This window comes from Martelella sp. HB161492, from assembly GCF_013184775.1.
Taxonomy (GTDB): Bacteria; Pseudomonadota; Alphaproteobacteria; order Rhizobiales; family Rhizobiaceae; genus Martelella.
This window is the reverse complement of the sequence record NZ_JAATVV010000004.1, coordinates 71,977-96,503: the sequence shown is the minus strand read 5'-3', so window position 1 is coordinate 96,503 and position 24,527 is coordinate 71,977. Positions and strand designations below refer to the sequence as shown.

General features: G+C 60.2%; 20 protein-coding genes, 1 tRNA gene and 1 pseudogene. 11 read left to right on the top strand and 11 right to left on the bottom strand.

The window, feature by feature from the left end; translation table 11 throughout:
- Window positions 1–82 precede the first annotated feature (82 nt).
- Window positions 83–1,174, top strand: coding sequence for a COX15/CtaA family protein (locus HCK86_RS08015; RefSeq protein WP_176083949.1), 1,092 nt, complete (start codon window positions 83–85; stop codon window positions 1,172–1,174).
- 56 nt (window positions 1,175–1,230) lie between these two features.
- On the opposite strand, the gene HCK86_RS08010 is transcribed toward HCK86_RS08015, so the two are convergent.
- The 6 genes and pseudogenes from HCK86_RS08010 to HCK86_RS07985 all read right to left on the bottom strand — a co-directional run bounded on the left by HCK86_RS08010 (window position 1,231) and on the right by HCK86_RS07985 (window position 5,794).
- Complete coding sequence (locus HCK86_RS08010) at window positions 1,231–2,061, bottom strand: class III extradiol ring-cleavage dioxygenase (RefSeq protein WP_176083948.1); 831 nt, start codon at window positions 2,059–2,061, stop codon at window positions 1,231–1,233.
- Between the two features lie 98 nt (window positions 2,062–2,159).
- The gene (gene argC / locus HCK86_RS08005; RefSeq protein WP_176083947.1) at window positions 2,160–3,092 is read right to left on the bottom strand and encodes an N-acetyl-gamma-glutamyl-phosphate reductase; all 933 of its coding nucleotides are present in this window, start codon (window positions 3,090–3,092) and stop codon (window positions 2,160–2,162) included.
- Window positions 3,093–3,202: 110 nt separating this feature from the next.
- Window positions 3,203–3,403 (bottom strand): annotated as a pseudogene (locus HCK86_RS08000) (DNA-3-methyladenine glycosylase I); the annotation flags it as partial.
- A 67-nt stretch (window positions 3,404–3,470) separates the two neighbouring features.
- The gene (locus tag HCK86_RS07995; protein WP_176083946.1) at window positions 3,471–3,764 is read right to left on the bottom strand and encodes a hypothetical protein; all 294 of its coding nucleotides are present in this window, start codon (window positions 3,762–3,764) and stop codon (window positions 3,471–3,473) included.
- Window positions 3,765–3,784: 20 nt separating this feature from the next.
- Complete coding sequence (locus HCK86_RS07990) at window positions 3,785–4,360, bottom strand: TetR/AcrR family transcriptional regulator (protein WP_176083945.1); 576 nt, start codon at window positions 4,358–4,360, stop codon at window positions 3,785–3,787.
- 177 nt (window positions 4,361–4,537) lie between these two features.
- Entirely contained in the window at window positions 4,538–5,794 is a 1,257-nt protein-coding gene (locus tag HCK86_RS07985) for an AGE family epimerase/isomerase (RefSeq protein WP_176083944.1), read from the bottom strand.
- Window positions 5,795–6,165: 371 nt separating this feature from the next.
- On the opposite strand from HCK86_RS07985, the gene metH reads away from it, so the two are divergent.
- Complete coding sequence (gene metH, locus HCK86_RS07980; protein ID WP_176083943.1) at window positions 6,166–9,936, top strand: methionine synthase; 3,771 nt, start codon at window positions 6,166–6,168, stop codon at window positions 9,934–9,936.
- A 24-nt stretch (window positions 9,937–9,960) separates the two neighbouring features.
- Here the strand turns inward: metH and HCK86_RS07975 are convergent, their stop codons facing one another.
- A complete protein-coding gene (locus tag HCK86_RS07975) occupies window positions 9,961–10,737 on the bottom strand; it encodes a hypothetical protein (protein ID WP_176083942.1) in 777 nt (258 codons plus the stop codon).
- A 216-nt stretch (window positions 10,738–10,953) separates the two neighbouring features.
- The gene (locus HCK86_RS07970; protein ID WP_176083941.1) at window positions 10,954–11,805 is read right to left on the bottom strand and encodes a MurR/RpiR family transcriptional regulator; all 852 of its coding nucleotides are present in this window, start codon (window positions 11,803–11,805) and stop codon (window positions 10,954–10,956) included.
- A gap of 243 nt (window positions 11,806–12,048) precedes the next feature.
- Here HCK86_RS07970 and murQ point away from each other — a divergent pair, with 243 nt between their 5' ends.
- From murQ to HCK86_RS07935, 7 genes are all read left to right on the top strand, one after another.
- Window positions 12,049–12,972, top strand: a complete 924-nt coding sequence (gene murQ, locus HCK86_RS07965; RefSeq protein WP_176083940.1) for an N-acetylmuramic acid 6-phosphate etherase — start codon at window positions 12,049–12,051, stop codon at window positions 12,970–12,972.
- 85 nt (window positions 12,973–13,057) lie between these two features.
- Complete coding sequence (locus HCK86_RS07960) at window positions 13,058–14,575, top strand: ABC transporter substrate-binding protein (protein WP_176083939.1); 1,518 nt, start codon at window positions 13,058–13,060, stop codon at window positions 14,573–14,575.
- Between the two features lie 103 nt (window positions 14,576–14,678).
- A complete protein-coding gene (locus HCK86_RS07955; protein ID WP_141147321.1) occupies window positions 14,679–15,638 on the top strand; it encodes an ABC transporter permease in 960 nt (319 codons plus the stop codon).
- The gene (locus HCK86_RS07950; RefSeq protein ID WP_176083938.1) at window positions 15,638–16,477 is read left to right on the top strand and encodes an ABC transporter permease; all 840 of its coding nucleotides are present in this window, start codon (window positions 15,638–15,640) and stop codon (window positions 16,475–16,477) included. Before HCK86_RS07955 ends, HCK86_RS07950 begins: the two co-directional genes overlap by 1 nt.
- A complete protein-coding gene (locus HCK86_RS07945) occupies window positions 16,474–18,213 on the top strand; it encodes an ABC transporter ATP-binding protein (RefSeq protein ID WP_176083937.1) in 1,740 nt (579 codons plus the stop codon). Before HCK86_RS07950 ends, HCK86_RS07945 begins: the two co-directional genes overlap by 4 nt.
- On the top strand, window positions 18,214–19,221 hold the full coding sequence (locus HCK86_RS07940; RefSeq protein WP_176083936.1) for a serine hydrolase domain-containing protein: 1,008 nt from the start codon (window positions 18,214–18,216) through the stop codon (window positions 19,219–19,221).
- 1 nt (window position 19,222) lies between these two features.
- Window positions 19,223–20,350, top strand: a complete 1,128-nt coding sequence (locus tag HCK86_RS07935) for an anhydro-N-acetylmuramic acid kinase (RefSeq protein ID WP_176083935.1) — start codon at window positions 19,223–19,225, stop codon at window positions 20,348–20,350.
- Window positions 20,351–20,420: 70 nt separating this feature from the next.
- Here the strand turns inward: HCK86_RS07935 and HCK86_RS07930 are convergent, their stop codons facing one another.
- The 3 genes from HCK86_RS07930 to HCK86_RS07920 all read right to left on the bottom strand — a co-directional run bounded on the left by HCK86_RS07930 (window position 20,421) and on the right by HCK86_RS07920 (window position 21,826).
- Window positions 20,421–20,846: a GNAT family N-acetyltransferase gene (locus HCK86_RS07930; RefSeq protein WP_176083934.1), complete on the bottom strand. Its 426-nt coding sequence runs from the start codon at window positions 20,844–20,846 to the stop codon at window positions 20,421–20,423.
- Window positions 20,847–20,964: 118 nt separating this feature from the next.
- A tRNA-Asn gene (locus HCK86_RS07925) sits at window positions 20,965–21,039 on the bottom strand.
- Window positions 21,040–21,232: 193 nt separating this feature from the next.
- A complete protein-coding gene (locus HCK86_RS07920) occupies window positions 21,233–21,826 on the bottom strand; it encodes a TetR/AcrR family transcriptional regulator (protein ID WP_176083933.1) in 594 nt (197 codons plus the stop codon).
- Between the two features lie 102 nt (window positions 21,827–21,928).
- Here HCK86_RS07920 and HCK86_RS07915 point away from each other — a divergent pair, with 102 nt between their 5' ends.
- Window positions 21,929–23,371: an efflux transporter outer membrane subunit gene (locus tag HCK86_RS07915; RefSeq protein ID WP_176083932.1), complete on the top strand. Its 1,443-nt coding sequence runs from the start codon at window positions 21,929–21,931 to the stop codon at window positions 23,369–23,371.
- Window positions 23,368–24,510, top strand: coding sequence for an HlyD family efflux transporter periplasmic adaptor subunit (locus tag HCK86_RS07910; RefSeq protein ID WP_176083931.1), 1,143 nt, complete (start codon window positions 23,368–23,370; stop codon window positions 24,508–24,510). The genes HCK86_RS07915 and HCK86_RS07910 overlap by 4 nt, the downstream gene beginning before the upstream one ends.
- Window positions 24,511–24,527 lie beyond the last annotated feature (17 nt).

Below are 24,527 nucleotides of genomic sequence, written 5' to 3'. Positions count from 1 at the left end.
ATGGCAAGAGATTAGGCCTTTGCGCCAGCGTTGAAAAGAGCGGCCATGTGCCTTGCGGCCGCCAGAAACGGAGAAGACAGGCATGGTCGCAGCAACAGCGATGAAACCGGGGGATGAACGGGAGCGGCGCAATGCAGCACTGGTCCGCTATTGGCTCTATCTTGTGGTCCTGACACTGTTCTGTCTGGTTCTGGTCGGCGGTGCGACCCGGCTCACCCATTCGGGCCTGTCCATCACCCAGTGGAAACCGATCCATGGGGTCATTCCGCCCTTGTCGCTGAAGGACTGGCAGGAAGAGTTCGCGCTTTATCAGCAGATTCCCGAATATCAGCTTCTGAACAAGGGCATGACCCTTGCCGGCTTCAAGGCGCTGTTCTGGTGGGAGTGGGCGCACCGGCTGCTCGCCCGCTCCATTGGGCTGATCTTCTTCGTTCCGCTCGTCTATTTCTGGCTTTCGGGCCGGCTTGCCAAGAGCCTGCGCCTGCCGCTTTTCGGTGTTTTCCTGCTGGGTGGCTTTCAGGGTTTCATCGGCTGGTGGATGGTTTCCTCAGGCCTGTCGGTACGCACCGATGTCAGCCAGTATCGGCTCGCTATTCATCTGGTGACGGCATGCCTGATTTTCACGGCCTGTGTCTATATCGCCGCCGGGCTGAAGCCCCGCAAGGTTCAGCCATCACCCGCTTTCGGTTCCGGCAGCTTTGCCGCCCTTCTGGTCCTGGCGGTTCTTGTGCAGATCTATCTCGGCGCCCTTGTTGCCGGGCTTGATGCCGGTTTCAGCTACAATACCTGGCCGCTGATGGATGGCGCTCTGGTTCCGGATGGGCTTCTCGTTCAGCATCCGGCCTATCTGAACTTCTTCGAGAATCCCAAGACCGTTCAGTTCATTCATCGGATTGGCGGTTACACCGTATTCATTCTTGCGCTGCTGCACATGATTGCCGAATGGCGCGGCGCTGTTGCCCGCGGGCTTGATCTGGAACTGTCGCAGCATGCCCGCGGTGCGCTTCTGATCTTCATTCTGGTGCTGGTTCAGGCTTGTCTCGGCATCTTCACGCTGCTGTTTCAGGTGCCGCTGCCGCTGGCGCTTTGCCATCAGGGCATGGCGCTGATCGTTCTGGCGGCCGTTGTTGCCCATGCGCGCGGCTATCGCCAGCCGATGTTCGTGCTGTCCTGAGCAGGGCGCAGCAGGCAAAAGGCCCGCGCGAAGCGGGCCTTTTTTGGTCTGGCGGTTCAGCCGAAGCGATAGGCTGAATAGCGTTTGTTGAGGAAGTCGGTCTTCAGCACCGGCACACCCGTATCGCTGCCTGCCGCACCCGCTGCAGCAAAGACCGGGACGAGATGGTCGTGTTCCGGGAAATGGCTGGCGATGGCGTCGGGATTGTCGGTCCAGGTCGCAAGCTTTGCCAGCCGCGCCTCGGGATCTGCTATCGAGACTGCGTCAGCAAGCCAGTCGTCAAACCGGGCCGATTGCGCCTCATGTTCGCCATTGCGGCGGAAGAACATGCGCATGTTGTGATAAGAAAGTCCCGATCCGACGATCAGAATATCCTCATCGCGCAGGCTCTCCAGCGCCTGACCGATCCTGAAATGGGTTTCGGCGGAAAGATCCGGGTCGAGCGACATCATGATGATCGGCACATCGGCCTTGGGATAGATCAGCATGAAGGGAATGAAAACGCCATGGTCATAGCCACGGCTGTCATTGGTTTCCGTCTCGATGCCCTTCGCCTTCAGCACATCGCGCACATGCTCGGCAATCGCGGGCGCGCCGGGGGCAGGGTATTTCAGCTGATAGGTATGGGCCGGAAAGCCGCCATAATCGAAATACATGCCGGGATGGGCGGCAGTCGAGACGGTGAGCTTCGGCACATTCGGCCAATGGGCGGAAATGACCAGGACAGCCTTCGGGCGACGGCCGATCTCTTTGTCCATGCCGCGCAGGAAAACCTCGAGTGGCTTCCACGGGTCATCATCGCGCAGAACGCCTGAAAGATTTTCCATGAACGGCCACGGACCGCCACCATGGGGGATGAAATAGACGGGAAAACGGGTATTGCTCATGTCAAACCTCGATAAAATCGTGTGTTGACAGCAATATAGCGATGGGCCGGCCGTTTAGCGACCGGCCCATCGGCGACGGATTGTTCACTGAATGCGTCTCAGGCCGACAGCATCAGATCCATGTTCTGAACGGCAGCGCCGGAGGCGCCCTTGCCCAGATTGTCAAGCAGCGCGACAAGATTGACATGCGCGCCGCCGGGCTTGCCGAAAACGAACAGCTTCATCGTGTCCTGACCGGCAAGCTCTACTGCATTGACGCGGGGAAGTGCGGCGCTTTGTGAAAGCGGCACGACGCTGACAATCTCCTGGCCGGCATAATAATCGGCAAGCAGCGCGTGAATGCTCTCCAGCGTCTGACTGCCGGCAAGATCATCAAGATAGAGCGGCACCTGCACGATCATGCCCTGCGGAAAACGGCCGACCGACGGTGAGAAGATCGGTGCGCGGGCAAGCATTCCATGCGTCGTCATTTCCGGAACATGCTTGTGCGAAAGGTTGAGGCCGTAAAGGAAATGCGGCGTGTCGATATGGTCGTCACGGCTTTCGTCTTCCATCTGGGCGATCAGGTTCTTGCCGCCGCCGGTATAGCCGGAAACCGCATTGACCGTGACCGGGTAGCTGTCCGGGATCAGCCCGGCGCACCGCAGCGGGCGCAAAAGTGCGATGGCGCCGGTCGGGTAGCAGCCAGGATTGGCGACATAGCGCGCGGCGCGGATCTTGTCGCCCTGCGCCTTGTCCATTTCGGCAAAACCGTAAACCCAATCCGGATTGACCCGGTAGGCCGTCGATGTATCGATCACCCGGACGCTGTTATTGCCGGAAAGCATCGAGACCGCCTCGCGCGAGGCTTCGTCCGGCAGGCAGAGAATGGCGATATCGGCGCTGTTGAGCAGGTCTTCGCGCATTTTCGGGTTGCGGCGCTCCGCCGCCGGGATCGACAGCAGCTCGACATCACGGCGCGCGGCCATGCGCGTGCGGATCTGCAGGCCCGTGGTTCCGTGTTCGCCATCGATGAAGATCTTTGCTGCCATTTTCATTGTCCCGTTTCGTCTCAAGGGGCGGATTTTGCTTTCTTATAAGGCTTTGTGCCGTCACTCACAATAATGATGCAGGCGCGAAATCGGCCGTTTTGTCGCTTTCTTCAGACAGGCCGGTCAAATGCATTGATCGCCTCGGCGACGAGCGGCCGGGTGACGCAGGAAAGCGCATGGCCATTGATGAGCCCGACGGCCTGCATGATGGCATAGATCGTTGTCGGGCCGACAAATTTCCAGCCGCGCCGGCGCAATTCTTTTGACAGCGCGGTCGAGAGCGGTGACGCCGATCGGCTCTGTGGCGCAGCATCAGGCTCAACTTCGGCATTGCGCCAGAAGAAGGCGGCAGGCCATCCGGCCCGGCAATGGTGGCGCTCATTCTGTCTGCCTCACGAAGGAAAGGGCATCGCTGGTGCGTTTCGGATCGATGCTGTGAGTTTCTGCCGTGACGATGCCGTGAATGACGAAGGGATCGGCGGCGATCCGTCTGTCGTGATCCTCGCGGGTCTCGCCATGGGCCAGGATCGCGCCGCCGCTGGCACCATCGAGCGTGCCGGCGCACAGGAAGGCGCCGTCGGCAAAGCCGCGGGCAATCCATTCATTATGCGCCGCGATGAAATCTGCGGCGCGGGAGCGGTTTTCCGCGAATGTGAGAAAGGTGATGAACATGTGAACTCCTGAGGCGCGGTTCAGGCAAGGACGGCCGGCAGGCTGTCCAGCCATGCGGTGATGTCATCGACCTCGCGGCGGATGAAGGTTTCATCGTGAAAGGCTGCCGCAAGCGCGGCCACACCTTGTGACCATGCCAGCACATGAAGCGCATAGCGCCCGGCATGGTCTGCCATGCCAAGGGCGGCAAACTGCCGGGTCAGCCAGTCTCCAAACAGCGTGAAAAGGGCTGCGGCACGCGGCTTGAGGGCGTGGTCGAGCTTGGCAAGTTCGGCGCAGAGCGTGCCGACCGGGCAGCCAAAGGCCATGATCTTCGTCCGATTGGTGATGACGATGTGAATGAAGGCGATGATCCCGTCGCGCGGCGTTGATGCATCAGCCGCAAACGCATCGAGCATGGCACTGGTATTTTCAATGCGGCGATCAATCACTGCATCAAGAATCTCATCTTTCGTCTTGAAATGATGATAGAAATTACCGCGTGAAATGCCGACCGATGCAGCAATGTCCGCAAAGGAGGTCGCCTCGAAACCGCGCTCGTAAAACAGCGTATCGGCTTTCTCGATGATCAGGTCTCGGGTTGACGGCGTCGCCATTTTCTCACCGGTTCATTGGTCGCACAATAAAACTAGGACGAATGTCCTAGTGAGTCAATGGCGCAGGTTTTCCGTTTCCCGAACCTTCCGGGATCGTCGGGTTTCTGTCCTGCGCAAACAAAACGGGCGGAAAATCCGCCCGTCTTTTTCGCGTGGATCAGTGGCGCCGGAGGGCGATCAGTAATGCTTGATCTCGTTATAGATCATCTGCACGATCGAGCCGGTGGTCGGGTAGAGCGGGATCAGGCAGGCCTGAAGCGCGTGATAGATGTCGCCCTTGCCGGCGAAGAGGCTGTTTGCCGGGACGAGGTCCTCGGTCAGCTCCTCGTGCCAGCCGCCCTTTTCGTGGTCGATCAGGTGATTGGTGATGAAGCTCCAGAGCCGGCGATAGGCCAGCATGTGGAAATCGCCGCCGAAATGTTCAGACAGGCAATGGGTGGCGCCAATTGCTTCGCAATGCGGCCACCACAGTTTCGACCGGTTGAGCGGCTTGTTGTTCCAGTCGAGCGTGTAATACATGCCCTTCTTTTCGTGATCCCAGCCATATTTGAACGACGAGATGAAGAGTTCCTGGGCAGCCTTGGGCATCCAGTCATGGGCGCGGCCGGTCAGCGCGAAAAGCTGCAGCAGCAGGCGCGACCATTCCAGCCAGTGGCCTGGCGTGGTGCCGGAGGGGCGGAACATCTCGTTGCCCGAATAATTATAGTCGATTTCCCAGTTTTCGGTGAAATGCTCGGCAACGCGGAAATTGCAGGACCGCGCATGCTTGTTAATGATCAGCTCGGCGATCTGCTTTGCCTTGGTGATATAGTCAACCTTACCGGTGACCTCATAGGCCGCCATCAGCGCCTCGGTCATATGCATGTTGCAGTTCTGGCCGCGATAGCCGGGAACGGGCGTCCAGTCGGTCTCAAATTCCTCGGCAACAGCGCCATATCGCTCTTCCCAGAAGTGCTTTTCGATCACCTCGGTCACGTCTGCGATCATCTGGTCGGCCTGCGGATGGCCGGCAAACTTCGCCGATGAGGCGGCCAGAAGCACGAAGGCGTGGCCATAGGCCTGCTTGGTCGGTTCTCCGAGCGGGCCGTCATTGTCGACCTGCCAGAAATAGCCGCCGCGTTCACTGTCGCGATGACGCTCCCACAGGAATTTCATCCCATGATCGAGAAGGTCATCGCAGCCCGGGCGGCCGAGCATGTGGCCGATGGACATGCAGTGTACCATGCGGGCTGCGGTATGAATGCCGCGCACCGGGTTGTCACCGCCCAGCGGATTGCCATCGGCGTCAAACTCGAAGAAGCCGCCTTTGGGGTTGATCGAGCGATACTGGAAAAAATCGAACAGATCATTGGCCTGGCTCATCAGCCAGTCGCGATGGTAGGGGCGACGGATCCAGCGGGGCGGCGCGATCATTGTGTTGACTTTCGGCTGCATGAAACTCCTCCAATTTTGCGAATCCGACGGCGTCCCGGTATTTTTATTGCCTGCGCCGATTCTGAAATGAAATGCTCACGGTTTTTCTCGCGAAAACATCCTTTCGGCAAGCGCTGTTGGCGGAACATCTTGCCTTGCGAACCGATTGCCATCATATCGGCCTAGAGTGAGACTTTGTTGATGCTGGTCAAGTCAGTTGACTGTAAAAAATGGATTTTGCCGCAAGGCATGTCGCGTGGCGTCAGAGTGGGGAGCCCGGTTCGGCCTTTGTCGATTTCTGGCTACCATCGCGCAGCAAATCAAAGCCATATGTTGACATAAAGATATCTTTATGTGATTTGCATTGGCGAAGAAATTCGGGAGTCTGTCTGATGTTGGATGAATTGTTCGGGGACGTTGCGCCGAAGCGTGATGGTGCCGAAATCCGTGCGGCGCTGGAAAAGGCTGCGCGTGAGCGCATCCTCATTCTCGACGGCGCCATGGGAACGCAGATCCAGGGGCTTGGATTTGACGAAGATCATTTCCGCGGTGATCGCTTCGGTGGCTGTTCCTGCCAGCTGAAGGGCAATAACGACCTTCTGATCCTGTCGCAGCCGAAGGCGGTGGAAGAAATTCACTACCGCTATGCCATCGCCGGTGCGGATATCATCGAGACCAATACCTTCTCCGGAACGACGATCGCCCAGGCTGATTACCAGATGGAAGATATCGTCTATGAGCTGAACCGCGATGGCGCCCGTGTTGCCCGTCGTGCGGCGCTGAGAGCCGAGAAGGAAGATGGCCGCCGGCGTTTCGTTGCCGGTGCCGTTGGTCCGACCAACCGCACGGCGTCGATCTCACCGGACGTGAACAATCCAGGCTTTCGTGCTGTTTCCTTTGATGATTTGCGTATTGCCTATCGTCAGCAGATCAACGGTCTGATCGATGGCGGCTCCGATCTGATCCTGATCGAAACCATCTTCGACACGCTGAATGCCAAGGCTGCGGTTTTCGCCGCGCGTGAGGCCTTTGCGGAAAAGGGCATCGAACTGCCGCTGATGATTTCCGGCACGATCACCGATCTTTCCGGCCGCACCCTGTCCGGTCAGACGCCATCGGCCTTCTGGTATTCGCTGCGCCATTCCGAGCCCTTCACGATCGGGCTCAACTGCGCGCTTGGCGCGGACGCCATGCTGCCGCATCTTCAGGAGCTTTCCGGCGTCGCTGACACCTTCATCTGCGCCTATCCCAATGCCGGTCTGCCGAATGAATTCGGTCTTTACGATCAGGGTCCGGAGGATATGGCGCGTCAGGTCGGCAACTTCGCCCGCCAGGGGCTGGTCAACATCGTCGGCGGCTGCTGTGGCTCGACGCCGGAACATATTGCCGCCGTTGCTGATGCCGTCGGCCAGTACAAACCGCGCCAGGTGCCGGAGCACAGGCCCTTCCTGGCGCTGTCGGGCCTCGAACCCTTCGTGCTGACCAGCGATATCCCCTTCGTCAATGTCGGTGAGCGTACCAATGTCACCGGCTCGGCGAAATTCCGCAAGCTGATCACCAATGCCGATTACGCGACCGCGCTCGATGTCGCCCGTGATCAGGTGGAAGCCGGCGCCCAGGTCATCGATATCAATATGGATGAGGGCCTGATTGACAGCGAAAAGGCGATGGTCGAATTCCTCAACCTGATCGCTGCCGAACCGGACATTGCCCGCGTTCCGCTGATGATCGACTCCTCCAAGTTCGAGATCATCGAGGCTGGTCTCAAATGCACTCAGGGCAAGGCGCTGGTCAACTCGATCTCGCTGAAGGAAGGCGAGGAACAGTTTATCGAAAAGGCAAGGCTGATCCGCAATTACGGTGCGGCAACCGTGGTGATGGCCTTTGACGAGCAGGGTCAGGCCGATACGTTTGAACGTAAGGTCGAGATCTGCACGCGGGCCTATAACGTCCTCACAAAGAAGGTTGGGTTTCCGCCGGAAGATATTGTTTTTGATCCGAATATCTTTGCTGTTGCAACGGGTATCGAGGAGCATGACAACTACGGTGTCGACTTCATCGAGGCAACGAAGAAGATCCGCGAGACACTGCCGCACGCGCATATTTCCGGTGGCGTGTCGAACCTGTCCTTCTCCTTCCGCGGCAATGAGCCGGTCCGTCAGGCGATGCATGCGGTGTTCCTCTATCACGCCATTCAGGCGGGAATGGATATGGGCATCGTCAATGCCGGCCAGCTGATCGTCTATGAAAGCATCGAGCCCGAGCTGCGCGAAGCCTGCGAGGACGTGGTGCTGAACCGGCGTTCGGATTCCACCGAGCGGCTGCTGGCCATCGCCGAGCGCTACCGCGGCACGGGCAAGACCGAGGAGCGCAAGCAGGATCTGGCCTGGCGCGAATTTCCGGTTGCAAAGCGGCTGGAACATGCGCTGGTCAACGGCATTACCGAATTCATCGAGGCCGACACCGAAGAGGCGCGTCTGGCCGCCGAGCGGCCGCTGCATGTCATCGAAGGGCCGCTGATGGCCGGCATGAATGTGGTCGGCGATCTGTTCGGCGCCGGCAAGATGTTCCTGCCGCAGGTGGTGAAATCCGCCCGCGTGATGAAGCAGGCGGTTGCCGTTCTGCTGCCCTACATGGAAGAGGAAAAGCGCCTGAGCGGGGCTGAAGGTGCGCAATCGGCCGGCAAGGTGATCATGGCGACCGTCAAGGGCGACGTCCATGACATCGGCAAGAACATCGTCGGCGTCGTGCTTGCCTGCAACAATTACGAGATCATTGATCTCGGCGTCATGGTGCCGGCGGAAAAGATCCTTGCTGCCGCGAAGGAGCACAAGGCCGATATCATCGGTCTTTCCGGCCTGATCACACCCTCGCTCGACGAGATGGTGCATGTCGCTGCCGAAATGGAGCGCCAGGATTTCCACCTGCCGCTTCTGATCGGTGGGGCGACCACCAGCCGGGTGCATACGGCCGTCAAGATCCATCCCGCCTATGACAAGGGGCAGGCGATCTATGTGACGGATGCAAGCCGTGCTGTCGGCGTGGTCAACAATCTGCTGACACCGGAGCTGAAGGGCAATTACGTCACCGGCATCCGCGAGGAATATGCCAAGGTCGCTGACGCCCATGCCCGCGCCGAGGCTGCCAAGCTGCGCCTGCCATTGGCTGCAGCACGGGCCAATCACGTGAAGGTGGACTGGGACGGCTTCAAGCCCGTCGCGCCGACCTTTTTCGGCACCAAAGTGTTTGACGATTATGATCTGGCCGAACTTGTCGAATATTTCGACTGGACACCCTTTTTCCAGACCTGGGAACTGAAGGGGCGCTATCCTGATATTCTTCAGGATGAGAAACAGGGCGAGACCGCGCGTCAGCTCTTCGCTGATGCAAAAGCGATGCTGCAGAAGATCGTTGCGGAAAAGTGGTTCCGTCCGCGCGCGGTCATCGGCTTCTGGCCGGCCAATGCTGTTGGGGATGATATCCGCCTGTTCACGGATGAAAGCCGCTCGGAAGAGCTTGCCACGTTCTTCACGCTGCGCCAGCAACTGTCCAAGCGTGGCGACCGGCCCAATGTGGCGCTGTCGGATTTCGTCGCGCCCGTTGAGAGCGGCAAGCCGGATTATGTCGGCGGCTTCGTCGTCACGGCAGGCTTTGAGGAAATCGCCATTGCCGAACGCTTCGAGCGGGCTAATGACGACTACTCCTCGATCATGGTCAAGGCTCTGGCTGACCGCTTTGCCGAGGCCTTTGCCGAACGCATGCATCAGCGCGTGCGCCGGGAATTCTGGGCCTATGCACCGGATGAAAGTTTCGCCAATCACGAGCTGATCGGTGAGGCCTATGATGGCATCCGTCCCGCACCCGGCTATCCGGCGCAACCCGATCACACCGAAAAGAAGACGCTGTTCGAGCTGCTGGATGCGGAAAATGCCACGGGCGTGACGCTGACGGAAAGCTATGCCATGTGGCCGGGTTCATCGGTCTCCGGTATCTATATCGGCCATCCCGACAGCTATTATTTCGGTGTCGCCAAGGTCGAGCGCGACCAGGTCGAAGACTATGCGGCCCGCAAGGGAATGAGCGTCGAAGAGGTCGAGCGCTGGCTCGGGCCGGTGCTGAACTATGTGCCGGGCAACAAGACGGAAACGAGCGACGCAGCGTGAGGCTGTGTCTGCTCTGCTGTAGGGTTACGTGTAGCGCGTACCAGCGAAACGGACATTGAGATTGCCTTTCACCACCTTGAAACGGCTGTCACCGATCCTGGGGATCAAGGCGCCGTTGACGACCAGGCGGTGATTGGATGCGGCGCCCATAAGATAGGCTTTTGGCGCTGAAATATAGCCGACCTTGATGCCGCGGGCAGTAAGGGCGCCGCAGAGTTTTTTCGGGTAGTCGGCGGCGCCGACATGGCAGGACTGAAGCTTGATGATGCCGATTTCCCTCAGCCCGAGCGCGGCGAGCTTTTCGGCAAGCCTGTCGGCACTGTAGCTGGTGGGGCCCTGTTTGCTGCCGTGCGCGGTGATATCAAGCCGATCCTTGCTGGTCAGGTGCGCATAGGTATCGGCTTTGGCCGTCGGCATCAGCTTCATCATGCCTTCGACGGCGGCCCTTTCCACGGGGTTCGTGCGCCAGTCGTCCCGTTTGTTGTAGTCAACTTCCTGAGCGCCATCGGAATGGATGTTGCGCGCTGGAACCTGATATTCATCGCGATAGCGCAGCGCTATACCGCGAAATGTATCACTATCCGTCGCGCCAAGGCGCAGCAGATGCCGATGGTCCGGGTTCCTCCGCCAGTCATTTTGCGCGCCGTACCGATCGTTACCGTGCGGTGCAGGGCGGGTCGGAATGATATCGCGCAGGGAGGCGTCGTCTGCAGTGGGGCTGACTTTGTTCGTTTCGTCGCTTGTTGAGCTTCGCGGCGAGTCGCCTTCCGGTGTCCGACGGATGTTCGGAACGACCTGCATATCCTGATGCGTTTGGGTGAAGGCAACCCTTGGGCCGATATTGGTGCGCGTAGATTCCACGTTTTGATATCCACAGATAACATCCTGTAGATACAGGTATTAAACGCGGATCTGTGGCGTAATTTAGGTATATTGCAATATATGTATTACTAGTATTGCGATTTTTCGACCAAATAGCTTGGCTGGCCCCGAAGCAGGATCAAAGCTCATCAGAAGTCAGCTGAATTTCAGCGCTGCGACGGCCGCTTCACTGTTGCTGACATAACGATTGGCATCATTCTGGCGCTGCAGCAGCAGGATGAACAGGAAATCGAGCAGGGTCAGCTGGGCATCGCGGGCAGTGATGGCGGAGGAGCGCACCCGGTCTTCGTCGGCAATGGTATAGAGGCAGAAATCGGCAATCCGCGACAGAAGGCTCTGTTGCGGACCGGTCACGGCGATCACGGTGGCACCGCGCTCCTTTGCCAGTTCGGCAATGCGCACGGTCTCGATGCTGGTGCCGGATTGCGACAGGGCGAACAGCAGGTCGCCCGCGCGCGAGGCCGAAACATTGGCCATTTGCACATGGCTGTCACTGTCATGCAGGGCGAAACGGCCGAGCTTTTGCAGCTTGTAGGAAAAGTCCCGCGCCACCAGCGATGATGCGCCGACGCCGGCAATCGAAATCCGTGCCGCCGCATCAATCAGGTCCAGCGCGCGGGTGATTTCGCGCTCGTCATTGGCGGCAATCGTCTGCTGCATCGACTGGATCTTGCTGGCCAGCAGCTTCTGGGCAATCGTTGCCGGGCCGTCGCCGCGCTGGATCGTCGCATGGATCATGCCCGGCGGCGTGTGCCATTCGCGCGCTTCGGCCTTGCTGATGGCGATTTTCAGATCCTGATAGCCGGCAAAGCCAAGCTTCTGTGAGAACTTCACCACACTCGACTGGCTGCGCCCGGTCTGGGTCGCAAGCTCGGCCGAGGACAGCCGGACGACGCTGCCGGGATTTTCCAGGATGAAAGAGCCGATCTGCCGGTCAGCAGGGGCCATGCCGTCAAGCTGGGCTTCGATGACTTTCAGGACCGACATGGCATTCCTTTTCTCCAGGGATGGAATAATCTATTCCGTTTCAAGGAATACAATGGAATTTCGAGAAAATCGAACGCTTTCTTTTCCAGCGTGAGACGGGTGGGGAAAAGTGAATATGGAATAATTTATTCTGAAAATTAATTGACAGTTGGAATTTTCAATTTTACGCTCCGTGCAAATGACCGGATAACCGGCGGTGCGCCAGACAGCCCAGATGGCTGTCTTGAAGAAGGTGTGAGGGGTATGACAGAACAGACTTTGATGGCTGAATTGAATGGGCTTGTCTCCGAAGGCCGCAATGCGGGATCTTCCGATCTCGATCTTCTGTCGACCCCCAACATCCTTTCCCTGATCAACAGTGAAGACAAGAAGGTCGCGCTGGCGGTCGAAACCGAGCTGCCGGCGATCGCCAGAGCCGTCGACAGCATTGTCGACGCCTTTGCCCGCGGCGGGCGCCTTGTCTATATCGGCGCCGGCACATCCGGCCGGCTCGGTGTGCTGGATGCATCCGAATGCCCGCCGACCTTTTCCGTGCCCGAAGGCATGGTCATCGGCCTGATGGCCGGCGGCGAGCATGCGCTGACCAATGCCGTCGAAGGCGTGGAGGATAATCGCGCCGAGGGCAGGGCAATGCTGGAACAGATCGGCTTAAGCGACAGGGATGTCGTGGTCGGCATTGCCGTTTCCGGGCGCACACCCTTCGTGATTGGCGCACTGGATTATGCGCTCGGCGTCGGCGCGACGACGGTGGCACTTTCCTGCAATCCTGGTTCGGCGATCGCCGCCATGGCCGATATCGCCATTTCGCCGGTTGTCGGCCCGGAGGTTTTGACCGGATCAACGCGGATGAAATCCGGCACGGCACAGAAACTCGTTTTGAACATGCTGTCGACCGCCAGCATGGTGCGCTCCGGCAAGGTCTACCAGAATCTGATGGTCGATGTTTCTGTGAGCAACGAGAAGCTCTTCATCCGCGCCGTGCGGATTGTCACCGAGGCGACGGGCATTTCCGCCGGCGAAGCCGAAGCGCTGCTGAATGAAACCGGCAATAATGTAAAGCTTGCGATCCTGATCGCACTGACTGGCATGGAACTGGAGGAGGCCCGTCAGGCGCTTGAACGCGCCAATGGCTTCCTGCGGTTGGCACTGAGCAACAAGACGGCGTGAAGCCGCACAGAAGACGCAAATTCAAAACCGGCGCTGCGGCGATGAAATGTCATCAGAGGCGCTTTCATCTCTTGAGGGAAAGAACATGGGTAAATTCCTGAAACATAATATTGTTTCCGCTCTGGCGATTACCATCGCGCTGGGTGCGGCAACGCTTCCGGCCTCTGCGGCCACGCTGCGTATGGCCTGGTCGCAGGATGCGACGGGCCTTGATCCGCACAAGCAGACGGCTTTTTCGTCGATCCGCCTTCTCGAGCTCGTCTACGAGCCTTTGCTGCGCACCGACAGCGATCTCAACCTGGCGCCGGCGATTGCCAAGAGCTGGTCCTTCTCCGATGACGGCAAGACGCTGACCTTCAAGCTTGATCCCAATGCCAAGTTCTCCGACGGAACCCCGGTGACGCCGGCTGACGTCAAGGCCTCGTTCACCCGTATTCTTGACGAAGCCACAGGCGCCTCGGCGCGTTCGAACTTCCTGTCGATCGAGAGCATCGATACACCGGATGACGAGACCGTCGTCTTCAACCTGTCGCAGCCGGATGTGCCGCTTCTGACGGCCATGGCTTCGATCAATGCCGCCATCGTTCCGGCCAAGGCCATCGAGGATGGCTCGATCGGCACCACAGCGCTTGGCTCGGGTCCGTTCGAGCTGAAGGACTGGGAACCGAATGCCAAGGAAGTGCTGGTTGAAAACCCGAACTGGGCCGGCGGCAAGACAGGTGTCGACGAAATCGACATTTCCGTTCTGCCGGACGAAACCGCGATCCTCGCTGCTCTGCGCACCGATCAGGTCGATTTCGCGCTGATCAACGACCCGCTTGTGGCAACGCTGGTGCCGAAGGAAAAGAACCTGACGCTGAACCGCGAACCGGTTCTGTCCTACCATGTTCTGCAGCTCAATGCCGATCGCGGCGCGATGCAGGATGTGAAGGTCCGTCAGGCAATTTCCTGCGCCGTCGACCGTCAGGACGTGCTTGATGCAGCGCTTCTGGGCGAGGGCAAGGTCACGGGCCCGCTGACCATGCCGGCCTATGCCTCCGATCCGTCGACGCTGTTCTGCTACACGCCCGACCTCGACAAGGCCAAGCAGCTGATGGCCGAATCCTCTTCGCCTGATGGGTTTGACGCCAAGGTGATCGTTGCCACCGGCGAGCCGCCGACGGCAATCGCCGAGGCTCAGGTGCTGCAGTCGCAGCTGGCCAAGATCGGCATCAAGCTCGATATCGAATCCATGGAGCTCAACGTCTATGTCGACCGCTGGCTGAAGGGTGATTTCGACATGGCGGTGGCGCTGAATGGCGGCCGCACCGACCCCTACACCATGTATAACCGCTACTGGACCAAGGCAGGCAATCTGCAGAAGGTCGCGCATTACATCGATGATGATCTCGACAATCTGATGCAGGAGGGCCGCGTTGAAACCGATCCGGTGAAGCGCAAGGCAATCTTTGCCGAATTCTCCAAGCACATCACCGAAGTGTCGCCGTGGATCTGGCTCTATACCGGCTACAGCTACACCGCCCAGCAGAACAGTGTCGAAGGCTTTGTGGCCGATCCGACCGGTTCGCTGTTCGGCCTGACCAAGGTTACGGTTTCGGAATAACATCCCGCGGCATTCCGGTCCGTCAAGAACCGGGATGCCGCCATTTCCCTCTCGATGCATCCCGGCTTCCGGCCGGGGCTGATATTCCGGGGATGGAACGCCCATGAATTATCTCGCTCGGAGACTGCTGACCTTTCCCCTGGTCATGCTCGGCGTCTCCATCCTCGTTTTTATCTCGATCCGCCTTATTCCCGGTGACGCCATCACGGCGATGCTGGGGACCGAGGCCGGGCTGCTAACACCGGCCCAGCGGGCATCGCTGGAAGCCTATTTCGGTATCGACAAGGGCTGGCTTGCCCAATACTGGAGCTGGCTGACCGATGCGCTGCACGGCGATCTCGGTGTTTCCGTCATATATGGCAAGCCGGTGCTTGCCGTGATCCTCAAGGTCTTCCCGTTGACGCTGGAGCTGGCGATCCTGTCGATGATCATCGCGATTGCCGTCGGGCTGCCGCTCGGCATCTATGCTGCAACCCGCAATGAGCGGCCGCAGGACCTCGGCGTCCGCATCATCGCCATGATCGGCCAGTCGACCCCAAGCTTCGTCGTTGCATTGTTGATGATCTATGTTCTGTCTGTTGGTTTCGGCGTTCTGCCGACCATGGGCGCATTCACGCCGATCTGGGAAAATCCGCTCGAAAATCTGGGGCAGCTGATCCTGCCGGCGATCACGCTCGGCTTTGCCTTTGCCGCAGCCGTCACCCGGATCTCGCGTTCGGCCATGCTCGATATCCTCTCCGACGACTATATCCGCACGGCGCGTTCCAAGGGCGTGCCCGCCCGCAAGGTGATCTGGCACCATGCGCTGCCCAATGCGCTGATCCCGGTGGTCACGCTCTCGGGCGTCGAATTCGGCTATCTTCTCGGCGGAGCGGTAATTGTCGAGCAGATATTCGCCCTGCCAGGGCTTGGCCGCACGGTTCTGGATGCGATCCTGCAGCGCGATTATGCGCTGGTGCAGGGCAGTGTCCTGTTCATTGCGCTCAATTTCATGATCGTCAATCTTCTGGTGGATCTCGCCTATGCCGCGCTTGATCCGCGCATCCGGCTCGGAGGCAACTGATGTCGCTCATCCGCTCCATCTTCTCGCATTCGAGCGGCCGCATCGGCGGCACGATCGTCCTCGTTTATCTTGTCATTGCCGTTCTGGGTCTTGTCGGGGTCACGCCGCATGATCCGCTGATGCAGTTCCGTGTCGACCGGCTTCATGCACCTTCGATGACCTACTGGATGGGCACCGATCTGCTCGGCCGCGATGTCGCCAGCCGGCTGATGATCGGCGTGGCACAATCCTTCATCGTCGCCTTTTCCTCCGTCGCCATTGCTGCGGTGATCGGCATCCTGCTGGGGCTCACAGCGGCCTGGTTCGGCGGCTGGTGGGATGGCGTGGTGATGCGCTTCATGGATGTGCTGCTGGCCTTTCCGGCGATCCTGCTGGCGCTTTTGATCATCGCCATTGTCGGTCCGGGAACCTGGACCAGCGTCATGGCGATTGCCATCGTCTACACGCCGATCTTCACCCGCGTGGTGCGCGGCCCGGCGCTGTCGATCAAGACGCGTGATTTCGTCGATGCGGCGCGAACCTTCCATTCCCGTCGCTCCTATATTCTGACGCGCCACCTGATGCTGAACCTCGTTGCGCCGCTGACGGTGCAGATCACGCTGGCGCTCGCCTGGGCGCTGTTGACCGAGGCGGGGCTTTCCTTCCTCGGGCTTGGCACCCAGCCGCCCAAGGCTTCGCTCGGGCTGATGCTGTCGGACAGCCGCAACCTGATGGAAATGGCGCCGTGGCTGCTGGTGTTTCCGGCCTTCGCCATCATGATCGGCATTCTCGGCTTCAATCTTCTGGGCGATGCGCTGCGTGATATCCTCGACCCCCGCACACGGAAGGTGACAGCATGAGCGGACTTCTTTCAGTCACTGACCTGCATGTCGGCTTCGGCAAGGATCCGGTCAAAAACGAGGTTGTGCATGGCGTGAGCTTCGATCTTGCGCCCGGCGAAACCCTGGCGATCGTCGGCGAAAGCGGATCCGGCAAATCGGTCACCTCGCTTTCGGTCAACCGCCTCGTTGATTTCGGCGGTGGCAGGGTGACCTCCGGCCGTATCGAATTCACGCTTGGTTCCGGTGAGACCATCGATCTGGCCGCGACCGGGGAAACGCGGCTTGAAAAGATCCGGGGCCGGGAAATCGGCATGATCTTTCAGGAGCCGATGACCTCGCTCAATCCGGTGCTGACGGTCGGTGAGCAGATCGCCGAGAGCTTTCGCCTGCATCACGGGCTGAAGGGCAAAGCGGCGATGGAGGCGGCGCGTGCGGCGCTGGAACGGGTGCGTATCCCCGATGCCGCGCGCCGGCTTGCCTCACATCCGCACCAGCTTTCCGGCGGCATGCTGCAGCGCGTGATGATCGCCATGGCGCTGTCCTGTAATCCGCGCCTGCTGATCGCCGATGAGCCGACCACGGCGCTGGACGTCACGGTTCAGGCGCAGATCCTGGCGCTGCTGACAGAGCTGAAACGCGAGACCGGCATGGGGCTGATCTTCATCACCCATGATATCGGCCTTGTTGCCGGCATCGCTGACAAGGTGATGGTGATGCAGAATGGCGAAGTGGTGGAGCAGGGGGCGACGGATGACGTCCTCGATCATCCGCAGCACCCGTATACGCAACACCTGTTGAGTGCTGTCCCGCTGTTTTCGGCGGGGCGCGCGGTTCGCGAAGACCATCGCCGAAATGGCACGGAAAAGCCAGCGCTTGCGGTGAAGGATCTGACGGTCCGCTTTCCGGTCACGGCCGGTTTCTTCAAGCGGCGCACCGGCGCGGTTCACGCGGTTGACGGGATCGATTTCGATCTTATGCCGGGGGAAACGCTGGGCATTGTCGGCGAGAGCGGCTCGGGCAAATCCACCACCGCGCGCGCGGTGATGGGCCTGGTAAAGCCGACGCGCGGAGCGTTCTCGCTTATCGATGGTGCAAGTCTCGGGGCTGCCGCCGATCCGGTGCAGATGGTGTTTCAGAACCCTTATGCCTCGCTCAATCCGCGCCTGCGCGTTGACGCCATCCTGGCCGAGCCTGTGATTGCCGCCGGTGGGCGGCTCAATGCGGAGACACGGGAGCGGATGGTGCAGCTCATGAAGCGCGTCGGTCTGCCGGAAGAGGCGCTGCTGCGCTACCCGCATCAGTTCTCCGGCGGCCAGCGCCAGCGTCTGTGCATTGCCCGGGCGCTGATGCTGCATCCCTCCATCGTCGTGCTGGACGAGGCGGTGTCGGCACTTGATGTTTCGGTTCAGGCCATGGTGCTCGATCTTCTGGTCGAGTTGCAGCGGGAGATGAACCTCTCCTATCTGTTCGTCACCCATGACATGGCGGTGGTGGAGCGGATTGCCCACCGTATCGCGGTGGTCTATGCCGGGCAGATCGTCGAGATCGGCGATGCGGCATCGATCCTGTCAGCGCCGCAGCATCCCTATACCAAGCGGCTGATCGAGGCGGTGCCGAATATCGACCGGCGGCGGCTTGACTACCGGGTGGATACGACTGATGTGCCCTCGCTGGTTCGTCCCTTGGGCTTTGAACCGGAACCGGCGCGCTTTACCCGTTTCAGCGCTGATCATCTGGTGCGTGAGGAGGCTTGAATGACGGATTTTTCCGCACGGTTCGATCGTGCATTCGCGCTGCTGCAGTTGGCGATCGATGAAAAGCGCATTCCCGGCGGCGTGCTGGGGCTGACCATGGCCGATGGCAGCCGCATCACACGGGCATCGGGGCAGGCGGCCTTGAAGCCTGAACCGCGGCCGATGCGGGAGGACACCTGGTTTGACCTTGCATCCGTCTCCAAGGTGATCTTCACCACGACCCGCATTCTTCAGCTCGCCGTCGATGGTGTGATCGATCTTGATGCGCCGGTGACCTCGGTCATTCCGGATTTCAATCAATATGATCCGAATGCCTGGCAGCGCAAGGTGACCTTCCGCCAGTGCCTCGGCCATCAGACGCATTTTCCCGCTGTCGAGCCGATCTACACCTATGGCAGCGATCCCGATCTCTTGCGGACATTCGTGCTGCAGCGCGACTGGCGCTATCAGGATCCGCCGGTCTATTCCGATATCAACTATATCCTGCTCGGCATCGCGCTGGAGCGGCTTGCGGGCAAATGGATCCGCGCGATGGATCCGGGACCAGGCTTTGCCTTCTCCGCAGATCCGGACAGGGCGGCTGCAACGGAAGACTGCGCCTTCCGCCATCGTGTGCTCTCCGGCGAGGTCCATGACGAGAACTGCTATGCGCTGCAGGGTTCCGGTCATGCCGGCCTGTTCGGCACGGTCGGTGCGGTGCTCGATTTCGCCGCCGATATGCTGGCGCGTGACAAAGCGGGCGACCAGGTGGTCGAACTGATGCGGACGCCGATTGAGGGGCACCGCACCCATGGCTGGGAGCGGCCTTTCGAAATGTGGTCCGGCGGCGGGCATTGTTCGCCCGGCACAATCGGCCATACGGGCTTTACCGGTACGGCCCTCTGGATTGATTTCGACAATGGCTATGGCTGGACGCTGCTGACCAACCGGGTGCATCCCACACGGCATTTCGACAGCGGCATCATGGCCCTGCGGCGCGGCGTCAGCGACGCCATCAACGGAGCTTAAGATGACAGAAGATTTCGCACCTGTCTGGGCCGTCGGCCTGATGACGGGAACCGTGCTGGATGGCAATATCGACGTTGCACTGCTGAAGACCGACGGCGAGACGATCGAGCGCTTCGGCACCTATACGCTTGCACCCTATCCGGCTTCGACCCGCGCGCTGCTCGAAGAAACGCTTGCGCTCGCACGCAAGTGGAATTTCGATGGCCCGGAACCGGACATCTTCGCTGAAGCCGAAGCGGTGCTGACCAGAGCGCAATCGGAAGCCGTGCGGGCGCTGGTGGAGGGCGAGGGGCTGCAGATGGCCGATATCGGCGCCGTCGGCTTTCACGGCCAGTCGGTCCTGCATCGCGCGCCGACGAAACTGCGGATCGGCGATACCCGCCAGCTCGGCGACGGGCAATTGATGCATGACATTCTCGGCTGCCCGGTCGTCTACGATTTCCGCACTGCCGATGTGCGTGCCGGCGGGCAGGGCGCACCGCTTTCGGCGGTCTATCACCGTGCGCTGCTGAAGGGACTGGACAAGAGCGGCAGGACGGCGGTGCTCAATCTCGGCGGCGTTGCCAACGTCACCTGGTGGGATGGTTCAGACGGGCTGATCGCTTTCGATACCGGCCCGGCCAATGCGCCGATCAATGATTTCGTCAAAGCCCATGGACTGGGCGAAATGGATCGCGACGGCAAGATTGCGCTTTCGGCGAAGGTGAACGAGGCGCGGCTGACAGAACTGCTCGAACATCCCTATCTGACGGCACCCTATCCGAAATCACTCGACCGTTTCGATTTCCTCGCTGCCATGGCGGATGGGCTTGGGGTCGAGGAAGGCGTTGCGACGCTGACGGCCTTCACCGCAAGTGCGGTCGGCAAGGCGCTCGATCTCTTGCCGGCGCGGCCCGAACGGCTGATCGTCTGCGGCGGCGGCCGCCGCAATCCGGCGATCATGAAGATGCTGGGCGAAAGAGCCGGTGTCGAAGCCGTCGCGGCAGAGGCGGTCGGCTGGCGGGGTGATGCGATCGAGGCAGAATGCTTCGCCTTCCTCGCCGTCAGAAGCCTGCGCGGCCTGCCGATCAGCTATCCGACGACCACCGGGGTGCCGGCGGCGATGACCGGCGGCAAGGTGGTACGCTAGGTCCTTCTGAGAACAACCGGTCTTTCACAATAGGCAGGCGCAGGCTGGCTAAGGTCTGCGCCTCCTTGCGTCACAGCCGCTTCTGCAGATAGACGCGGCGGCGGCCGGAACCGATCGGGAAATCCTCCATGGCGCCGAAAGGGCGGTAGCCCTGGCGGGTATAGGCTTTTTCAGCCGTCGGGCTGAATGTGTCGATGAAGGCCCCCTTGCAGCCGCGGCGCAGCGCTTCTTCCTCGGCCTGCCGCAGCATGCGCCCGGCGAGATCCTGGCCGCGGGCCGCCTCGCTGACAAACAGGCGCTGCACAAACAGCCAGCCCCAGGCGGTGTAGCCGGTCAGACCGGCGATGATGGACTGCGTTTCGTCACGGGCGAAAACGGCGATCTCGCGCCGGTCGGAATTGCCGACATCGGCATCGTTGAAGGCCGTCAGCGATTCGGCGATGAAGTCCTGATCGCGGCTGTCGGGATTGTCTGTTACGGAGAGGGAAAGCGTCATTTTCTGGATTGCCCAATGCTTATGCGACGTCGTGTCGGAAGCATTCATATCTGATCAAGATGTACAGATGGTTTAGGGCTGAAACGTTCTTTCTGGAGATGCGGTAATCAGAAAGAAATGGCTCCCCGGGTCGGATTCGAACCGACGACCTATCGATTAACAGTCGAGTGCTCTACCGCTGAGCTACCAGGGAACAACCGTGTTGCGCGGTGTGAGCGGGTTAATACAAATGCTTTGGCGATTTGCCAAGCCCCTTTTCAAAAAAAATGTCACGAAGTTTGAAATCATCCACAGGCAGCAGGGCTAATTTATTAAATTCATTGATTTTCTTCATCGCAAAGCCCGATGCGATGCGACGATATCGCGGTGCGATGGCGTGGGCGCGCTCAGCTCTTTCCGTAGATCTTGATGAACGCCTCGACGGCAGCATCGGCGAGCGTGTCGAAGGGGTATTGCGGGCTAGTCCCATAAAGCATGGGGATGACCGTCCCGGCCTCAAGCATGCCCTTCAGGTGCTGCGCGGCAATCGCCACATCGGGGCAGTCGAGCATTCCGGCAGCTGTTGCCCTGGCGAGATAGTTCTCGAGGGCAACAAGTGAGCGGCGCTGGCCCAGCCGATAGAGCATCGGTCCAAGTTCCGAACGCGGTCCGTCGCCGATTGCGACCCGCGCATGGGCGATAATATCCGGCTGGGTGGCGAAGGGCAGGTAGGCGCGGGCAAAGCGATTAAGCACAAGCCGCGAATCCTCGTCGCTGTTCAGGGTCGACAGCATTTCCTCTCCACGATCGCGAACAATGAAAACCATCGCCTCGGCAAAGAGTTCCTCCTTGGAGCTGAAATAGCCGTAAAGCGTCGCCTTGGAGATGCCGAGATGGCTGGCAATGGCGGTCATGCTGACCCCCGTGAGGCCAAGCTCACGGAAAAGCTCACCCGCTGCATGCAGGATCTCATGCTTCTTCTCGTCCGTCCGCACGCGCATGGCAGCCTCCCTGAAACGCACTGGCTCTAGCATCTGAATCAGGATTGACGCAAATGGATTCGTGCGATAACTAAACCGTACAGTTTAGTTATAGGAATGCCAATGCTTGATTGTCATTATGCGGCTCTGGGCAGGGCCGCCTTTTTTGTGGCTGTCGCCGGGTTTGTTGGCGGATGTGCCACCAGCGGCGAGCCTCCTGCCGCTACAGTAAAACCCGTTTCGAGCTATCAGACGGCGCAGTCGCTGAAGGCTGGAACCGCCAGCTGGCCGGCCGAGGACTGGTGGACGCAATATGGCGATCCGCAGCTTTCCGCGCTGATTGAGGAGGGGCTTCGCGATGCACCTGACATGCGTGCCGCCGCGGCCCGGCTGGCGATTGCCGATTCGGGTATCGGCACGGCCAAAAGCGCGCTCCTGCCGAGCCTCAATGCCAATGCTTCGGTCGATACCGAACGCCAGAGCTACAATTATCTGATCGGCTCGGATTTCGTGCCCAAGGGCTGGAACGACGGCGGGCTTGCCGCCATCAGCTTCAACTGGCAGATCGATTTCTGGGGCCGTAACCGTGCCGCCCTGGCCGCAGCAAGGGGCGATGCCGCAGCATCAGAAGCCGAAGCCGCAGCGGCAAGGCTGGCGCTTTCCACCGGCATTGCCGGTGTCTATGCCAAGCTTGATGCGCTCTATGCCGAACGCAACACCACCAGCCGGGCGCTGAATGTGCGGCATCAAACGGTGACGCTGATTGCCGACCGGACACAGCAGAGCCTTGAAAATGATTCGGCGCTTGAGCGTGTTCGCGCCGCTGAAGCCTCGACCAAGGCGCATCTCGATGCCATCGACGAGCAGATTGCCCTGACCCGCAACCAGCTCGCCGCCATGGTCGGTGCCGGGCCGGATCGCGGTCTTTCGATCACGGCTCCGAAAGTCTCGGGCAAGAGCTGGAGCGGCGTGCCGGCCAATCTGCCGCTCGAGCTTGTCGGCCGCCGTCCGGATATCATAGCTGCCCGCATGCGCGTGGAGGCCGGCGGTGAGCGGGTCAAGGTCGCCCAGGCTGACTTCTATCCCAACATCAATCTTGCCGCGGTGATTGGCCGCCAGGCGCTGGGGCTTGATCTGTTCGGCAATCCCGATTCGACCTTTGGTTCGGCGGGGCCTGCAATCTCGCTGCCGATCTTCGAGGGCGGCCGGCTTGAGGCGGCCAAGGGCAGGGCGGTCGCCAATCGTGATCTGGCCGTTGCCAATTATGACGCGACGCTTTCCGAGGCGCTGAAGGAAGTGGCCGATGCCGTTGTCAGCAAGCGGCAGCTTCGCCTGCGCATTGCCGATACGACGCGCGCCGTGACGGCTGCCAGCAAAGCCTGGCAGGTCACCAAGGACCGCTATGAGGGCGGACTTGCCAATTATCTCGAAGTGCTGACGGCACAGGACCAGCTGATTGATGCCGAAGCGGCCGAAGCAGCGCTTGTTACCCGCAGCTTTGCACTCGACATCGACATGATACGCGCGCTTGGCGGTGGCTACAGCGCAACGGAGACGACGAAATGAACCAGACCGAAGACCCCCATCTTTCCGAAGCACCTGCAATGGAAGCACCTGCCGGCAAGCGTTCCCGCCGGGGACCGGCCTTTGCCGGCCTGCTGGTCGTTATCGTCGCATGCGCCGGCGGGTTCGCTGCCTATGACAAGTTCTACGCTTCTGAACATGTCAGCACCGACAACGCTTATGTTGGCGCTGAAACCGCCGAGATCACGCCGCTGATCGCAGCGCCGGTGGCCGAGGTTCTGGTGAGTGATGCGGAACACGTCAAAAAGGGCGACGTGCTTGTCCGTCTTGATGATACCGATGCGAAGCTTCAGCTTGCCATGGCTGAGGCCAATTACCAGAGTGCCATCCGCAGGGTTCAGGGCTATCAGGCGCGCGACAAGGCGCTTCAGGCGCAAACAGCCGCGCAGGAAGCGGGACTGGACCGGGCAAAGGCCAGTCTGGAGGCTGCTGAGGCCGGTTACGAAAAGGCCCGGATCGATTACGAACGCCGCAAGGATCTGGTGGAGCGCGGCTCGGTTTCCGGCGATGAACTGACGGCGAGTGAGACAGCCATGAAGACGGCCAAAGCCGATCTTGCGGCAGCCAAAGCCGGTCTCGCCGTTGCCGCAGCTTCGATTGATGCGTCAGTCGGCAACGAGAAGGTCAATGCAACGCTGATCGAAGGGACCGGCGTCGACGATAATCCGGAAGTCCTGGCCGCCAGGGCCGCCCGTGATCAGGCCAAGGTCAATCTCGACCGCACCGTCATTGCGGCGCCGGTTGACGGTATCGTTTCCGAAAGGTCGGTGCAGATCGGCGAACGGGTTCAGCCGGGCCAGCGCATCATGGTCGTGGTGCCGGTCAATGATGTCTATGTCGATGCCAATTTCAAAGAGATCCAGCTGCGGAACGTCAAGCCGGGTCAGCAGGTCACGCTTCATGCCGATCTCTATGGCTCCGATGTCGTCTATGACGGGACCGTGGTCGGCTTCACGGGCGGAACCGGTTCGGCCTTCTCGGTCGTGCCCGCGCAGAATGCCACCGGCAACTGGATCAAGGTGGTGCAGCGTCTGCCCGTGCGTATCGCACTTCAGCCGGCGCAACTGGCGGAGCATCCGCTGGCTGTCGGGCTGTCGATGAACGTCGATATTCACCTCTGAGCCCGGCGCGATCATGT

What these genes read in the sequence shown, in the direction of transcription:
- HCK86_RS07910 (WP_176083931.1), top strand. Translation starts at nt 23,368, where the DNA reads ATGAACCAGACCGAAGACCCCCATCTTTCCGAAGCACCTGCAATGGAA.
- HCK86_RS07935 (WP_176083935.1), top strand. Translation starts at nt 19,223, where the DNA reads ATGACAGAAGATTTCGCACCTGTCTGGGCCGTCGGCCTGATGACGGGA.
- argC (WP_176083947.1), bottom strand. Translation starts at nt 3,092, where the DNA reads ATGGCAGCAAAGATCTTCATCGATGGCGAACACGGAACCACGGGCCTG.
- HCK86_RS07955 (WP_141147321.1), top strand. Translation starts at nt 14,679, where the DNA reads ATGAATTATCTCGCTCGGAGACTGCTGACCTTTCCCCTGGTCATGCTC.
- HCK86_RS07975 (WP_176083942.1), bottom strand. Translation starts at nt 10,737, where the DNA reads ATGCAGGTCGTTCCGAACATCCGTCGGACACCGGAAGGCGACTCGCCG.
- HCK86_RS07970 (WP_176083941.1), bottom strand. Translation starts at nt 11,805, where the DNA reads ATGTCGGTCCTGAAAGTCATCGAAGCCCAGCTTGACGGCATGGCCCCT.
- HCK86_RS07915 (WP_176083932.1), top strand. Translation starts at nt 21,929, where the DNA reads ATGCTTGATTGTCATTATGCGGCTCTGGGCAGGGCCGCCTTTTTTGTG.
- HCK86_RS08015 (WP_176083949.1), top strand. Translation starts at nt 83, where the DNA reads ATGGTCGCAGCAACAGCGATGAAACCGGGGGATGAACGGGAGCGGCGC.
- HCK86_RS07945 (WP_176083937.1), top strand. Translation starts at nt 16,474, where the DNA reads ATGAGCGGACTTCTTTCAGTCACTGACCTGCATGTCGGCTTCGGCAAG.
- HCK86_RS07960 (WP_176083939.1), top strand. Translation starts at nt 13,058, where the DNA reads ATGGGTAAATTCCTGAAACATAATATTGTTTCCGCTCTGGCGATTACC.
- HCK86_RS07920 (WP_176083933.1), bottom strand. Translation starts at nt 21,826, where the DNA reads ATGCGCGTGCGGACGGACGAGAAGAAGCATGAGATCCTGCATGCAGCG.
- HCK86_RS07930 (WP_176083934.1), bottom strand. Translation starts at nt 20,846, where the DNA reads ATGACGCTTTCCCTCTCCGTAACAGACAATCCCGACAGCCGCGATCAG.
- HCK86_RS07950 (WP_176083938.1), top strand. Translation starts at nt 15,638, where the DNA reads ATGTCGCTCATCCGCTCCATCTTCTCGCATTCGAGCGGCCGCATCGGC.
- HCK86_RS07940 (WP_176083936.1), top strand. Translation starts at nt 18,214, where the DNA reads ATGACGGATTTTTCCGCACGGTTCGATCGTGCATTCGCGCTGCTGCAG.
- HCK86_RS07990 (WP_176083945.1), bottom strand. Translation starts at nt 4,360, where the DNA reads ATGGCGACGCCGTCAACCCGAGACCTGATCATCGAGAAAGCCGATACG.
- murQ (WP_176083940.1), top strand. Translation starts at nt 12,049, where the DNA reads ATGACAGAACAGACTTTGATGGCTGAATTGAATGGGCTTGTCTCCGAA.
- HCK86_RS07995 (WP_176083946.1), bottom strand. Translation starts at nt 3,764, where the DNA reads ATGTTCATCACCTTTCTCACATTCGCGGAAAACCGCTCCCGCGCCGCA.
- HCK86_RS08010 (WP_176083948.1), bottom strand. Translation starts at nt 2,061, where the DNA reads ATGAGCAATACCCGTTTTCCCGTCTATTTCATCCCCCATGGTGGCGGT.
- metH (WP_176083943.1), top strand. Translation starts at nt 6,166, where the DNA reads ATGTTGGATGAATTGTTCGGGGACGTTGCGCCGAAGCGTGATGGTGCC.
- HCK86_RS07985 (WP_176083944.1), bottom strand. Translation starts at nt 5,794, where the DNA reads ATGCAGCCGAAAGTCAACACAATGATCGCGCCGCCCCGCTGGATCCGT.